The sequence below is a fragment of the Streptomyces sp. NPDC021749 genome, assembly GCF_040640655.1.
In the GTDB taxonomy this organism is placed as follows: domain Bacteria; phylum Actinomycetota; class Actinomycetes; order Streptomycetales; family Streptomycetaceae; genus Streptomyces.
Genome location: NZ_JBFACE010000003.1, coordinates 127,241 through 139,681 on the forward strand (window position 1 = coordinate 127,241; position 12,441 = coordinate 139,681).

Here is a 12,441-nt window from a genome sequence, read left to right on the forward strand (position 1 = left end):
GGGCGGGAGGCCGCCGACGGGTGGCGACGGGATGCGGTGGGGAGCGGGGGAACAGCGATGGGAAGCGTCGAGAACCGCGCTCCGGGGCGCCGGCCACGGCCGCTGGCCCCGCCACGCCTGCCGCCGGGCGCACTGCGGGAGTTCAAGCGCTTCCTGTACCGCCTCTACCTCGCCGCCGGCACCCCTTCCCTGGAGGCGATCGCGGACGCGATCGGCCAGGACGACGGCCTGCCCGGCTCGCCCTTGAAGGACACCGTCAACCGGATCCTGGGCGGCGCGAAACTGCCCGGTCTGCACGACGCGGAGTCGGTCGCCGCGGTGCTGGCCCGGGCGGGCGGGGCCGAGGACCCGGAGCACGTGGTCGTACGGACCAAGCAGCTGTGGATCGCGGCCCAGGAGAACCCGGGCCCGCCCCCGCGCACGGCCGAGGACTGGGGCGCCTTCTCCCTCGGGGTGCACCGTGCGGTCGCCGTCGACGGCAGCGGTGTCGACGACCTCACCCCCTACATCGCGCGCAAACACGACGAGCTGCTCCGCGACCGGCTGCGGCACGCGGCCGAGGGCCGGCAGTCCGTCCTCGCGCTCCTGGTCGGACAGTCGTCGACCGGCAAGTCCCGCGCCGCCTTCGAGGCCGTACGCGGCGAACTCCCGGCCTGGCCGGTACTGGTGCCGCGCGGCGCGCACGAGCTCGTCGAGTGGGTCGCGTCGGACTCCGTCGACGCGCGCACCGTCGTCTGGCTGGGCGAGGCGCAGCGCCATCTGACCGAGCCGGCCGGGGAGGAAGCGGCCCGCGCCCTCGCGGAACTCCTCGCCCGGGTCACTCCGGTGGCCGTCATCGGCACCATGTGGCCGGAGTACGCCCGCAAGGTGGCGTCGCGCACCCTGGAGACGGCCGACCGGTACGCCCATGCGCGGGCCCTCCTGGAGACCCACCGGGCCGAGATCCACGTCCCGGACGGCCTGGGCGACGGGCTCGGGCAGGCCCGGAAGATCGCCGTCCGGGACCCGCGGATGCGGGCGGCCGTCGCGGCGGCGCAGTGGTCCGGCGACGGCGCCCGGGCCCGGGTCATCCAGCAGCTGACCGGCGGACCGGAGCTGGTCCGGCGGTACGACACCGGGCCCGGCAACGCCTTCTCGGAGATCGAGCACGCGGTCGTCACGGCCGCCGTCGACGCCCGTCGCCTCGGTCACGGCAGCGCACTGCCCGGCGAACTGCTCGCCGAGGCCGTGGCCGGATACCTGCCGACGACCGCCCGGGTCACGCACGACAGCGGCTGGTTCGCCACCGCCCTGCGCAGTCTGTGCGCCCAGGAGACCGGCTCGCTGTCCGCCCTGGTGCCGGACCGGGTCGCGCCGGGCCTCGGAGCGGCGGACGGCTACCACCCCGCCGACTACCTGGACCAGAGCGTGCGGCTGCGGCGCGCCCACCTGGCCCCGCCCGAGCAGCTGTGGGAGGCCGCGGCGGCCCATGCCCGCACCGTCGACGACCTGTACGCGATGGGCCAGGCGGCCCACGACCGCCACCGCCACGACCATGCGGTGCGGCTGTACCGGTGCGCCGTGGAGCGGGGCGGCGAGGTGGCGCGTCCGGCACTCGCGCAGCTCCTGGAGGAGACCGGTGACCGGGACGGCGCGGAGACGGCCGCGGCGGACAGCGCCCGTGCCTGGGCGGTGCTGGGGGCCGTGCGCGAGACCAGCGGGGACGGGGACGGCGCGTGCCACGCCTATGCGCGGGCGGCCGGCGCGGGGGAGCGGCAGGCGTGGTCGGCCCTGGCCCGGCTCCGGGAAGCGGCCGGGGACCGGACGGGCGCCGACGAGACCGCTGCCCGGGCGGCGGAGGCGGGCTGCCCCCGGGCGTGGCTGACGCTCGCCCGGCTGCGGGACGGCGCCGGGGACCCCGGGGGCGCCGGTGCGGCGTACGCCAGGGCGGCCCGCGCCGGAGACCCCTGGGGGCTGCTGGGGCAGGCCCGGCTGGCCGAGCGGGCGGGCGACCGGACCGAGGCAGGGACCGCCTACGCCGCGGCCGGCGCCGCCGGGGTCACCACGGCGTATGTCCATCTGGTGCAGCTGTGTTGGGCCGGCGGGGACGAGGCGGGGGCGGAGCGCGCGGCCGAGCAGGCCGGCGAGCGGCGGGACGCCGAGGGCTGGAGCGTACTGGCCCGGCTCCGCCGGGAGCGCGGCGACACCGAGGGGGCGGCGCACGCCTGGGGCAGGGCCGCCGCCGCCGGATCGGTCACCGCGCAGGCCCAACTGGCCCGGCTCTGGGAGGAGAACGACGACCGCGCGGGCGCCGAGCGGGCCGCCCGCAAGGCCGCCTGGCAGGGCGACGCCGAGGCATGGGTGGCCCTCGCCCGGCTGCGGGAGGAGGCGGGCGAGCCGGCGGCGGCGGACGTGGCGGCCGAGGCGGCCGCCGCGGCGGGGGACACCGACGCCTGCACCATGCTCGCGCGGCTCCGGGAGGCCGCGGGCGACCGGGCGGGCGCCGAACGTGCCGCGAACGCCGCAGCCGAGAACGGGGATCCGGAAGCCTGGGCCGCGCTCTCCCGCATCCGTGAGCGGGCCGGCGACCGGCGGAGCTCGGAGGCGGCGGTGGCCCGGGCGCGGGAGGCCGGCGCGACGGGGGCGTGGACCGCCCTGGGTCGGGTACGCGAGCAGGGCGGCGACCTCGAAGGCGCCGAACGGGCCTATCTCACGGCGACCGCCCTGGGAGACGTGGCTGCCTGGGGTGCGCTCGCCCAACTCACGGAGGAGAAGGGTGACGTGCGACGTGCGGCGGAGCTCTACGGAACGGCGGTGGACGCCGGGGACACGGAGGCGTGGGAGGGGCTGCTGCGGACCCGGGGGTGAGGCGGTGATCCGCACGGCCCGCCCTGGTGCGGCCCCGCAGGGCAACCGGACGAGGGCGGCACCTGTGCGGAGGTGCCGCCCTCGCTTTCTCCGGACTCCCCCCTCGGGAGCTGCCGCCACCCCGGTCGGCGCGGGAAGGCGGCCTTCGACGGGGCTGCCGAGCGGGCGGCTGTTTGCCCATCACCCCCCACGGGATCGAGCAATCCGGGCCGTTCGTGCCGCCGTCGAATTGAGTACAAGCATTCCTGCCGCCCCCCGGGCGGCGCGAGGACTTTCAAGTCTGGCCAAAAGGGCATGGTGACCGCGCGTGTTGGCGTGCATACTCAGGCGTGCCGGGGGCCGTCGGAAGAAACCAAGGGTGGGGGTTCGGTGTTACGCGTCCATTTCAGTGGACTCGATCTGGCCCGTGTGCGCATTGCGGCACGCCCGGACGCACTGTGGGAGACCGTCCTGAGCTTTCACCGGCTGCGTGACCGACGGGACGATTCGGCGTTCGGCAAATGGCGATCGGAAACACGGGGGAAGTTGAATGGCGAAGCGCGTCTGCTGGCACCACTGGTGCCCACGCGCGGCTATTTCCCCGATTTCCTGACGCCTGCCGAAGGGCTCCTCGGGCTGTCCGACGCGCTGGCCGCGCTGCGCGAGACACCGGCCGAGCGGCTGCACACGGAGCTGTCCCGGCTGTCCACCGCCGCCCGCCCGCTCCCGTCGTGGGTGCGGGCGATGGCCGACGGCGACACCCGCGCGCTCGGCCGCCTCGCCACCATCCTGCAGGGCTACTACGAGGCCGCCGTCGCCCCGTACTGGCCGCGCATACAGGGCCGCATAGAGGCCGACCGGGCCACCCGCGGCCGGGCGCTGCTCGACGGCGGCGCGGACCGGCTGCTCGCCTCGCTGCCGCCGATGATGCGCTGGCGCCCGCCGGTCCTGGAGGCCGACTATCCGGTGGACCGCGATCTCCATCTGGGCGGCCGGGGCCTGCTCCTGCTGCCCTCGTACTTCTGCCGCCGCACCCCGGTGACCTTCCACAACCCGGACCTGACGCCCGTCCTGGTCTACCCGGTGGAGCACCCGGCACCGCGGCTCACCCCGCACGTACCGCCCGAGCGATGTCTCGGCCGGCTCGTCGGCAAGACCCGCTCGGCGATACTGCACGGCGTCGGCGTCGGCTGCACCACCAGCGAACTCGCCCGCCGGGCCGACGTCTCGCTGGCCTCCGCCAGCCAGCACGCCACCGTCCTGCGCGACGCCGGCCTGCTGACGACGCTGCGGCAGGGCAACGCGGTGCTGCACACCCTCACCCCTCTGGGCGCGGCCCTGCTGCGCGGCGCCCGACCGGCCGAGGACGCGGCGTACGAGCGGCTGGCGTGACGACGGGACCGCGGGCAGGTGGTCGGTGTGCGGACGGGGCCGCGTACAGGGGTTGACGTGCGGACCGGGCCGGGTACGCCGCACGCGGTCCGGCACGTCCTGCGCCGTACCGGCGCGGGCTACGCCACTCATCAGTACGGCCGGTCCCCCGCGATGGCGACCCGTTCGGCGACCCGGCGCGCGGTCCCGTAGTCGTTCACGGCGTAGTGCTGGGCGGCGCGGTTGTCCCAGAAGGCGACGTCGCCCGCCTGCCAGCGCCACCACACCTGGAACTCCGGCACCTGCGCCTGCTGGCACAGCAGCCGCAGCATCCGATCACTCTCCGCCTCCGCCCAGCCCGCGATCCGGGTGGTGAAGGAGGCGTTGACGAACAGCGTGCGCCGGCCGGGCTCCGGGCGGCGACGCATCGCCGGATGCCCGACGGGCGGGAACTCCGCCTGGAATAGCGCTAGTTGGGCCGGGGAGTAGAAGCGCGCGAAGCCCGGGAGATAGTCGTGCACCGCCCGCGCCCCGCCGATGCGGGCCCTGATTTCCGACGGCAAATTGTCGTATGCCGCGGCCATATCGGCCCACAGGGTGTCTCCGCCGGAGGCCGGTACCTCCCTCAGCCGCAACACCGCACCCAGCGCCGGGCGTTCCCGGAAGGTGACGTCCGCGTGCCATACGTTCTCGAACGTAGGAACCGCGCCGGCCGCCTTCTCGAACCGCACCACCTCCTTCGTATCGCCCTGCGCCAGGAGCGGATTGGTCTCCAACACACCCCAATTCACGGCGAATTCACGTAGTGACTCGGAAGTCAGGACCTGCCCGCGGAAGAAGAGCACCTTCCACTCCAGCAGCGCCCGGTTCAGCTCCGCCCGCAGACCCGCAGACCCGCAGACCCGCAGCCCCGCGGCCAGCGGCCGGGACAGCTCCAGCCCCCGGATCTCGGCCCCGAGGGTCGCGCCCTGCGGTACGACCTCGAAGCGCTCGTAGGGCCGGTCCGTCCATCCGTCGGGAGTACGACGCAGCATCCGCGGACCTTCGTAGAGGCCGTCGGCGGGATGCGGTGGGGGCGCAGAGGAGCTGCGGACCGCACGGCGAGTGCGCGTCAGTCATCGATCCCGCTGCGCTCCACCCCCGCGACGATATGCCGCTGGAGCAGCAGGAAGACGACCACCAGCGGCACGATCGACACCGCCGCCGCCACGAACAGCTCGTGCAGGTTGAGGTTCTGCGCGGTGGTGAACGTGGACAGCGCGACCTGCACCGTCCACGCCTCCTGGTCCTGCCCGATCACCAGCGGCCACAGGAACGCGTTCCAGGCGCCGATGAAGACGATCGTGCCGACCGCGGCGAACACCGGCCGGGCGTTGGGCACGACGATGCGCCAGTACGTCCGCCAGTAGCCGAGCCCGTCGACCCGCGCCGCGTCCTCCAGCTCCCGGGGGAAGCCCAGGAAATACTGACGGAAGACGAAGCAGGCGAAGGCGCTGAACAGGGTCGGGATGATCAGTCCGCGCAGGGTCGAGATCCATCCCAGCGTCGACACCAGCACGAAGCTCGGCACGAACGTCACGGCCGCGGGCACCATCAGTGTCCCGAGGATCGCGTAGAAGACGGCATTGGCGTGCCGGTACGGGATCCGCGCCAGCCCGTAGCCCGCGAGCGAGGCCAGGACGACCGTACCGACCGTCGTCGACACCGCGATCAGCGTGGAGTTGAGCAGGGCCCGCCCCAGCGGCAGGTTCGGGTCGCGGAAGACCTCGGTCAGATTCGACCACTGGAGGTCGTGCGGGAAGAACGTCCAGTCGGGCGAGGTGAGGTCCTGCTCGCTGGCCAGCCCGTTCCGCACCAGCAGGTAGAACGGGACCAGGAAGAGCAGCGCCAGGGCGACCAGCAGCACCACCCGCAGCGCCCGCCCGGCCTTCGTCAGGGCGTCCCGAGTCACCGCGTCCCGAGTCACCGCGTCCCGCGTCAGGGCGGCCCGCGTCACCGCGTCCCGCGTCACCGGATCTTTCGTGGGTTTCCGCATGCCGCTCAGTCCTCCCCCTTGCGGTCCAGGCCGAACCAGCGGGCCTGCAGCACCGTCGCCACCGCGATGATCAGCGCCAGGATCACCGCGCCGGCACTGCCCAGCCCGAGATTCTGGTCCTGGCCCAGTGCCGTGTAATAGAGATAGACCAGCGGCGGCCGGGCGTACGGCGGATAACCACGGGCATCGCTCAGCAGGTTGTAGAACTCGTCGAACGCCTGGAACGCATTGATCACCAGCAGCAACGCCACGGCAATGGACGTGGCACGCAATTGCGGAAAGGTGATGTGCCGGAACGTCTGCCAGCCGGGCCGCGCCCCGTCCACCGCCGCCGCCTCGTACAACTGCGGGGAAATACGCTGCAGTCCGGCCAGGAACAGAATCATGTAGAAGCCGGCCTGCAGCCACAGCCGTACGGTCACGATGACCAGCCAGTACCAGGGCGGATCCGTCGTCGACAACCAGGCGATGTCCTCGCCGCCGAACCATCCCAGTACGGTATTCGCCAGGCCGAACCGCACTCCGTTGAAAATCGACAGCTTCCAGATCACCGCCGCGACGACATACGAGCACGCCGTCGGCAGGAAGAACACCGAACGGAAGAATGCCTGGGCGATCCGCAGCCGGTTGACCATCAGTGCCAGGGCCAGCGACAGCACATACGTCGCCGGCACGATGAACGCGGTGAACACCAGGAACGTCCCCAGGCTGCCCAGGAACGCGCCGTCGCCCAGCATCGCGGCGTAATTGCCCAGACCGACGAAATCCGCACCGCTCGGACTGACCGTGTTGTGCGCATCGAAGAAGCTGAGATAAACGCTCCAGGCCAACGGCACATACGTGAACAACCCGAGCCCGATGGCGAACGGCCCGACGAACACCCAGAACCACAGGTTGCGCCGCTGGGGGCCCAGGAGGCGGCCTGCGCCCGCCGTCCCGCCCCTCACTTCTTCTTGACCCGCTGCAGCTCGGCGTTGACCTTCCGCACCACGCCCTTCAGCTCACTCTCCGGGTGCGCGCCGTCCTTGATGATCCGGCTCAACGCGTCCTGATAGGCCGTACGGTCCGCCGACGTCCACAACAGCGGCTCCGCATACCCGTACTCCGTCGCGAACCGCACCGCGTCCGCGGCCGCCCCCTCCTGCAACTGCCGGGCCTTCTTCGCCAGCGAGATCCGCGCCGGGATATGGAATCCGTAGGACAACGCGAAATCCTGCTGGAAATCCGTCCGCTCCACCCACAGCCACTTGGCGAACGCCTTGGCCTCCGCCTTCTTCTTGCTGCGCGCACTGACCGCAGAACCATAAGCGCCCACAGGAACCGCCGGCTTACCCCCGGAGCCGTCCTTCGGAAAGGGCAACACCCCGAAGTCGTCCCCCAACTGCTTCTTGATCTGCGGCAGCGCCCACAATCCCGACCACTGCATGGCGGTCAGCCCCTGAAGGAACGCGGCCGGATCCGACCAGTCCGTAGGGGCCCCCAGCAGCAACGACTTATCGGCATACAACTGCCGGATCTTCCCCAGCACCCGCGCCGCAGCCGGATCATCGAATCCGACCTTCCCGTCCTCCGTGATCAGACTCAATCCAGCGGCACAGAGCGGCGTACCGCTCAGCACCCCCACCCCACCGTCATTCCCCAGGAAAAGCCCCTTCCTCTTCTTCGTCGTGAGCTTTCCGGCCGCATCCACCAACTCGTCGACCGACGTCGGCGGCTCCACCCCGGCATCCTTCAGCGCACTCTTCCGGTAATAGAGCATCTGCATGTCAATGACCTGCGGAATGCCCCAGACCTTTCCCTGCCAGATCTTCGGTGCCAGCACCGCCTGGTTGAAGTCGTCCTTCACCGGCTCGACCTCGGCCGTCAGATCGACGACCTGCCCGCCCTGGATCTGGTCCAGCAGTGGTCCGTTGACCTCGAACACGTCCGGCCCCGAGTCCGTGAGCAGCGCGGCCGCCGTCTGCCGGTCGTAATCACCCGGCCGCCACTGCACACTGACCTGAGCCTTCTTGTACGCCGCCGCATACCGCTTCACGGCCTGCTCGGTCCCCGGCTCCCCGTACTGGTGGTACCACTGACTGATCCCCGGACCGGAACCGCCGCCGCCACGCCCGGTGTTGGACCCGCACGCCGTCGCCAGCGCCGCCGTCAGCGCGACCCCGCCCCCGGCCGCCAGCACTCTCCGCCGCTCGATCCCCGCCATGGCTCGCTCCCCCTGCCGTCGTCACCGTGGTCTGCGCTACCTGGCCCGCCGTTGATCGTCGATCACCGCACGGTCCAACCGTCCACTCTGCCGCACGCCGATGACACGCGCATTGCTTCTCGTTGCTTCACCTTGCTTCTCCATGAACCGATCAGGTGGCCGGCCCTGTTCCCCCGAACGCAAGACGATCGGCTACGCACCACCCCACGCGAGATCGGCTCGCCCGCGCCCTTCCCACCCCTCCCTGCGGCCCACCCCGCCCGCCCCGGAGCGATCTTCCCTCCCTTATAAGCGATGAACTAAGGAGTGTGATCACCCGTCAGCACCACCACGGCCGCCTCCACCGCCGCCTCCCAGGCGTACGGATAGCCCTCCACATACATCTCGTGAGAAAGCCCCGGCCCCACCACGACATCCGGTATCGAGACCCGGACCCGACGCCTTTCCTCCCCCTCGGCCCCCTCCGCCACGATGTGGTGGGTCACCCACGAGTCGCCGCTCGCATCCGGATCGCTGGTGACGTCCTCATCCCGCAACGGCACTCCCCGCCTCACGAGTTCAGCCACCAGCCGGTCCCGGTTCGCCCAGATCGTCCGCCGCGCCGCATCAAACGCGGAGAGCCGGTCCACCAGCTCATCCCAGGCATACGACACCCCGTTGTGCACGACCTCCCAACCAGCCTCCCCCTGCCCCTCCCCACCCTTCACGATCCCAAGTGGCACCCCTGGCATGACGATGTCCCCCTGATACCCCGGCGGACACTCGAACGAGAACTGCAGACAGTCAGGCCACTCGTCATCCGCCTCCCCGTCCTCGATCCCGGCCCAGGGCTCCGCACAACCACGCTCGACGAGCTCGGCCACCAGCGCCGCCATATTCGCCCGCGCACAGGCCGCCACCTGGTCCTCATCGGCGAGGATGCTCCCCACGTCGTAGCCCTCGCGACGGGCGTCGTCACTGTCAGTCGTCATGCAGCCATTCTGACCCGGACCACTGACAATCACTCGTTGCGGAAGACGGAGGACCAGGCCATTGCCTCGGCTCCCGTGCCGTCGAGACCGATGGGGCGCTGCCGTGTTCCGGTCGTTCCCCCGCCGTCCGGCCGCTCCGCTGCCTCGCTCACTTCTCCGGCTACGCCTCCCGAGCTCCCGCTGAAAGCTGTCGAGTCCAACCCTCGTATCGAGCCCCCTGTGGATCGATGGATGACAAGAGGTCGTCGACGTAGGTTCGGATGACATAGGCATCGTGCTCGTTCACGTGGGTGTGCAGCATGCGCGTACCTCGATGGAGGGGTCCGCGAGCGGACGGAGCCGTAGGCTTGCAAGGCTTGTCACGGGTAGCCCTACGGTGGTGAGCCAATTGCGGGGCGCGGCGTGGGAAAGCCCCCTCATCAGGCACGGCTTCTGTCGACAGTCGCTGCACCGCGTCGGGGCCGAAGTACGCCTCGATCTCCCTGCTGGTGGGCGGCGAGAAGGCTCGGGGCAGAGTCGCGCGTATGCGGCCGAAGGGCGGCAACAGGGGCCCGTTCGACCACGGTGCGATGATGGCCAGGAGGTCCTTGCGCTCCTGCTGGAGCTGAGCACGCACCACATCGCGGGCCGGCTGGCCCTCCGGGTCGGTTCGGTAGGTGGTGCTGTAGTTGGTTGACGTGTGCGGTGCTCAGGGGGCGGTCGGCCAGGTTCGGGCGTTGGTGGTGCGGAGCTCGGTGAGCGCCTGGTGCTCCGGCGTGCCCTCCTGGCGGTACGCCTCCGGCCAGGATCCCGCGGGCTTCGCCTGCTCGCGGGAATGGGCACCGGCAGAGACCTCGTTCTGCTCGATGGGGTCGGGCTTCCCGTCCTTCTTGCGGGGCGGAGCGCCGTGGTAGGGGTTCTTGCCGTCGGTGGCCCGCTGCGGGCTCTGGCCGACGCCTTGGTCCTCGTGGAACGCCTGGCTCATCCGGGCGAGCGTCGCCACGACGGCACCCCGTTGGCCGTCGTTCATTTCGGCGAAGTCCTTGCCGAGCACGTCGCGCAGTTCCCGTTCCGTGAAGGCCGTCGGCGGGATGTCGACGTGGTCGTTGTCATTCTGCTTGTTGTGCTTCCTGGCGGCATCGGCCGCGGCCTTGCGGTCGGCGGCCCGCTGGAGCAGCTCGGCGAGGCTCCCGTCATTCGCCCAGTTCTGCATGTGGTCGTGGACCGGGTCGAGCCCGAGCCGACTCGGGGTCGGAATCGTTCTCGTGCTCCGGGCTGTCAACATCCATGGGTGACGACGAGTCGTGGTCGTCGTGTGCGCCCTCGTGCTCCGGAGGGTCGATCTCCATGGCATCGCCCGGTTCCTGCGTCCCCGAAGGATTGGCCGGCGGCTGGCCGTTGTCGTGGCCGGACGGGTTCTCCGGCGGACGGTGGTCTGCTCCTGCCGGATGCTGCGGGTGCTGGGAGTTCTGCGGGTTCTGCGGGTTCTGCTGGTGCTGTGGGGTCTGCTGCTGGGGCTGGGTTTGGGGCTGGTGTTGGGCCTGGGGGGTTTGGTTCTGGTTGGTGGTGGGGTCGAAGGGCTGGCGGTTGGCGCCGAGGACGAGGTGCCAGACGTTTTCGGCGCCGGTGTTGATGGGCTGGTGGCTGACCTCGCCGGTCTGGCTGTCGACCCAGACGACCTTGCCGTTGTGGTTGACCGCGTTGAAGACGTGAGCACCGCCGCCGGAACCGTCGGGGTTCTTGGGCCAGGTCACGAGGACGGCCGCGGCTGCGCCATGCGCCGAGCAGTCGAAGAACTACCGGTACTCCACCAACCACCAGGTCGTCATCGACGCCGACACCCGGCTCGTCGTGGCCGTCGGTCGGCCGCTGCCCGGCAACGCAACGACTGCAAAACGTGGGAGCTGTCCGGCGCCAAGGACGCTGTCGGCAAGACCACCGTCATCGCGGACGGCGGCTACCGAGGAACCGGCCTGGTCATCCCGCACCGCCGCGAACGCGGCCAAGCCGACCTCACAGCCTGGAAAGAGGAACACAACACCTCCCACCGCAAAGTCCGGGCTCGCGTCGAGCACGCCTTCGCCCGCATGAAGAGCTGGAAGATCCTCTGCGACTGCCGCCTCAAAGGCGACGGCGTCCACCACGCCATGCTCGGCATCGCCCGCCTGCACAACCTGACCCCTGCCGGATGACGACGAAGGCGCAGGTCATCGCGTATGCCGTAGATCATTTACGGGACAGCCCTTAGCGCTGCTGACGCTGCTGGCGGTAGAGGGCGATTGCTGATTCCGTCGGGAAGTTGGGGACGGTGACTGTTTCGCCAGTGTCCTTGGCCACAATGATTTTTGCCCCGCCGGGCGGCGGCGGTTGCGGGGCGCCGGAGGCTTCGGTGGTCGGGGGGAAGGTGGCGTACACCAGGTAGCCGATGTCGAATTCATGCACGTGCATCGGCGCCGGGGAGCCGTCGGCCAGCTTGGGCTGTGCGTAACGGCTACGGACGATGGCGAGTGCTTCTTCGGGGGTTGTCGGTGGTGTAGGGGAGTCCTGTGGCATAACTCCGCTCTCCTCGTCATCGCGGTATGGATAGGGGGATCTGTCCAGTTAATCGTTCCTGAGAGGCCGCCCGCTGCCCTACCGATGCAGTGCGGCAGAGAACCGCAGGCTCTTTTTGGGTGGGCGACTTTTTCGTCGCCCACCCGAAGGGGTGACGCGCTGAGCGAGGGATCATGCCTCAAGTCGTGTACGTCTTGTCCACCGTGAGATTGCCACTCTTGTCCCATCGCTGGCGCCGCATATATTCGCCCCTGGAGTTGAAGACCGATCGTTCGGCGAGTTGACCGTTAGAATGCCACTTGTGCCACTCTCCCACGGGCACCCCCAACCTGGAACTTCCCTCGGCCTTCTTCGAGCCATCGGAATACCAGTGTTCCTGCCGACCCGACTCTGTACCTTCGACGTAATTTACGATGCTGACAATTTGGCCGTTTTCAGCTCGCGTGACGACTTCTCCAGTGAAGGGCTTGTCTTCGTGGTAGACGAGCATGTCGTCTTCCATG

12 protein-coding genes and 1 pseudogene are annotated in these 12,441 nt (G+C 70.4%); 3 read left to right on the top strand and 10 right to left on the bottom strand.

Annotated elements, in window-relative coordinates; genetic code table 11:
• Positions 1 to 57 precede the first annotated feature (57 nt).
• Entirely contained in the window at positions 58 to 2,847 is a 2,790-nt protein-coding gene (locus tag AB0G35_RS04240; protein ID WP_360943374.1) for a hypothetical protein, read from the top strand.
• 525 nt (positions 2,848 to 3,372) lie between these two features.
• Complete coding sequence (locus tag AB0G35_RS04245; protein ID WP_360943377.1) at positions 3,373 to 4,218, top strand: winged helix-turn-helix domain-containing protein; 846 nt, start codon at positions 3,373 to 3,375, stop codon at positions 4,216 to 4,218.
• A 131-nt stretch (positions 4,219 to 4,349) separates the two neighbouring features.
• On the opposite strand, the gene AB0G35_RS04250 is transcribed toward AB0G35_RS04245, so the two are convergent.
• The 8 genes from AB0G35_RS04250 to AB0G35_RS04285 form a co-directional block, all read right to left on the bottom strand.
• Positions 4,350 to 5,231: a TauD/TfdA family dioxygenase gene (locus tag AB0G35_RS04250; protein WP_360943380.1), complete on the bottom strand. Its 882-nt coding sequence runs from the start codon at positions 5,229 to 5,231 to the stop codon at positions 4,350 to 4,352.
• A gap of 77 nt (positions 5,232 to 5,308) precedes the next feature.
• Positions 5,309 to 6,232 carry a carbohydrate ABC transporter permease gene (locus tag AB0G35_RS04255; RefSeq protein WP_360943389.1) on the bottom strand — a complete coding sequence of 308 codons (924 nt, stop codon included), beginning with the start codon at positions 6,230 to 6,232 and terminating at the stop codon, positions 5,309 to 5,311.
• Between the two features lie 5 nt (positions 6,233 to 6,237).
• On the bottom strand, positions 6,238 to 7,179 hold the full coding sequence (locus tag AB0G35_RS04260; protein WP_360943392.1) for a sugar ABC transporter permease: 942 nt from the start codon (positions 7,177 to 7,179) through the stop codon (positions 6,238 to 6,240).
• The gene (locus tag AB0G35_RS04265; protein WP_360943395.1) at positions 7,176 to 8,435 is read right to left on the bottom strand and encodes an extracellular solute-binding protein; all 1,260 of its coding nucleotides are present in this window, start codon (positions 8,433 to 8,435) and stop codon (positions 7,176 to 7,178) included. Before AB0G35_RS04265 ends, AB0G35_RS04260 begins: the two co-directional genes overlap by 4 nt.
• 299 nt (positions 8,436 to 8,734) lie before the next feature.
• Positions 8,735 to 9,406 (bottom strand): hypothetical protein, encoded by a 672-nt coding sequence (locus tag AB0G35_RS04270; protein WP_360943398.1) that lies wholly within the window; start codon positions 9,404 to 9,406, stop codon positions 8,735 to 8,737.
• 29 nt (positions 9,407 to 9,435) lie between these two features.
• Positions 9,436 to 9,558 carry a hypothetical protein gene (locus AB0G35_RS04275; protein WP_360943401.1) on the bottom strand — a complete coding sequence of 41 codons (123 nt, stop codon included), beginning with the start codon at positions 9,556 to 9,558 and terminating at the stop codon, positions 9,436 to 9,438.
• A gap of 536 nt (positions 9,559 to 10,094) precedes the next feature.
• Complete coding sequence (locus AB0G35_RS04280; RefSeq protein WP_360943404.1) at positions 10,095 to 10,598, bottom strand: hypothetical protein; 504 nt, start codon at positions 10,596 to 10,598, stop codon at positions 10,095 to 10,097.
• Positions 10,579 to 11,139, bottom strand: a complete 561-nt coding sequence (locus AB0G35_RS04285) for a toxin glutamine deamidase domain-containing protein (RefSeq protein ID WP_360943407.1) — start codon at positions 11,137 to 11,139, stop codon at positions 10,579 to 10,581. Before AB0G35_RS04285 ends, AB0G35_RS04280 begins: the two co-directional genes overlap by 20 nt.
• A gap of 25 nt (positions 11,140 to 11,164) precedes the next feature.
• Here AB0G35_RS04285 and AB0G35_RS04290 point away from each other — a divergent pair.
• Positions 11,165 to 11,577 (top strand): annotated as a pseudogene (locus tag AB0G35_RS04290) (transposase); the annotation flags it as partial.
• A 52-nt stretch (positions 11,578 to 11,629) separates the two neighbouring features.
• On the opposite strand, the gene AB0G35_RS04295 reads toward AB0G35_RS04290, so the two are convergent.
• Both AB0G35_RS04295 and AB0G35_RS04300 read right to left on the bottom strand, forming a co-directional pair.
• Positions 11,630 to 11,938, bottom strand: coding sequence for a hypothetical protein (locus AB0G35_RS04295; RefSeq protein ID WP_360943410.1), 309 nt, complete (start codon positions 11,936 to 11,938; stop codon positions 11,630 to 11,632).
• Positions 11,939 to 12,116: 178 nt separating this feature from the next.
• A complete protein-coding gene (locus tag AB0G35_RS04300; protein ID WP_360943413.1) occupies positions 12,117 to 12,440 on the bottom strand; it encodes a hypothetical protein in 324 nt (107 codons plus the stop codon).
• Position 12,441 lies beyond the last annotated feature (1 nt).

Bases quoted from the DNA above. Each gene is read 5' to 3' on its own strand.
- AB0G35_RS04300 (WP_360943413.1), bottom strand. From the start codon at position 12,440: ATGGAAGACGACATGCTCGTCTACCACGAAGACAAGCCCTTCACTGGA.
- AB0G35_RS04270 (WP_360943398.1), bottom strand. From the start codon at position 9,406: ATGACGACTGACAGTGACGACGCCCGTCGCGAGGGCTACGACGTGGGG.
- AB0G35_RS04295 (WP_360943410.1), bottom strand. From the start codon at position 11,938: ATGCCACAGGACTCCCCTACACCACCGACAACCCCCGAAGAAGCACTC.
- AB0G35_RS04250 (WP_360943380.1), bottom strand. From the start codon at position 5,231: ATGCTGCGTCGTACTCCCGACGGATGGACGGACCGGCCCTACGAGCGC.
- AB0G35_RS04240 (WP_360943374.1), top strand. From the start codon at position 58: ATGGGAAGCGTCGAGAACCGCGCTCCGGGGCGCCGGCCACGGCCGCTG.
- AB0G35_RS04255 (WP_360943389.1), bottom strand. From the start codon at position 6,232: ATGCGGAAACCCACGAAAGATCCGGTGACGCGGGACGCGGTGACGCGG.
- AB0G35_RS04280 (WP_360943404.1), bottom strand. From the start codon at position 10,598: ATGCAGAACTGGGCGAATGACGGGAGCCTCGCCGAGCTGCTCCAGCGG.
- AB0G35_RS04265 (WP_360943395.1), bottom strand. From the start codon at position 8,435: ATGGCGGGGATCGAGCGGCGGAGAGTGCTGGCGGCCGGGGGCGGGGTC.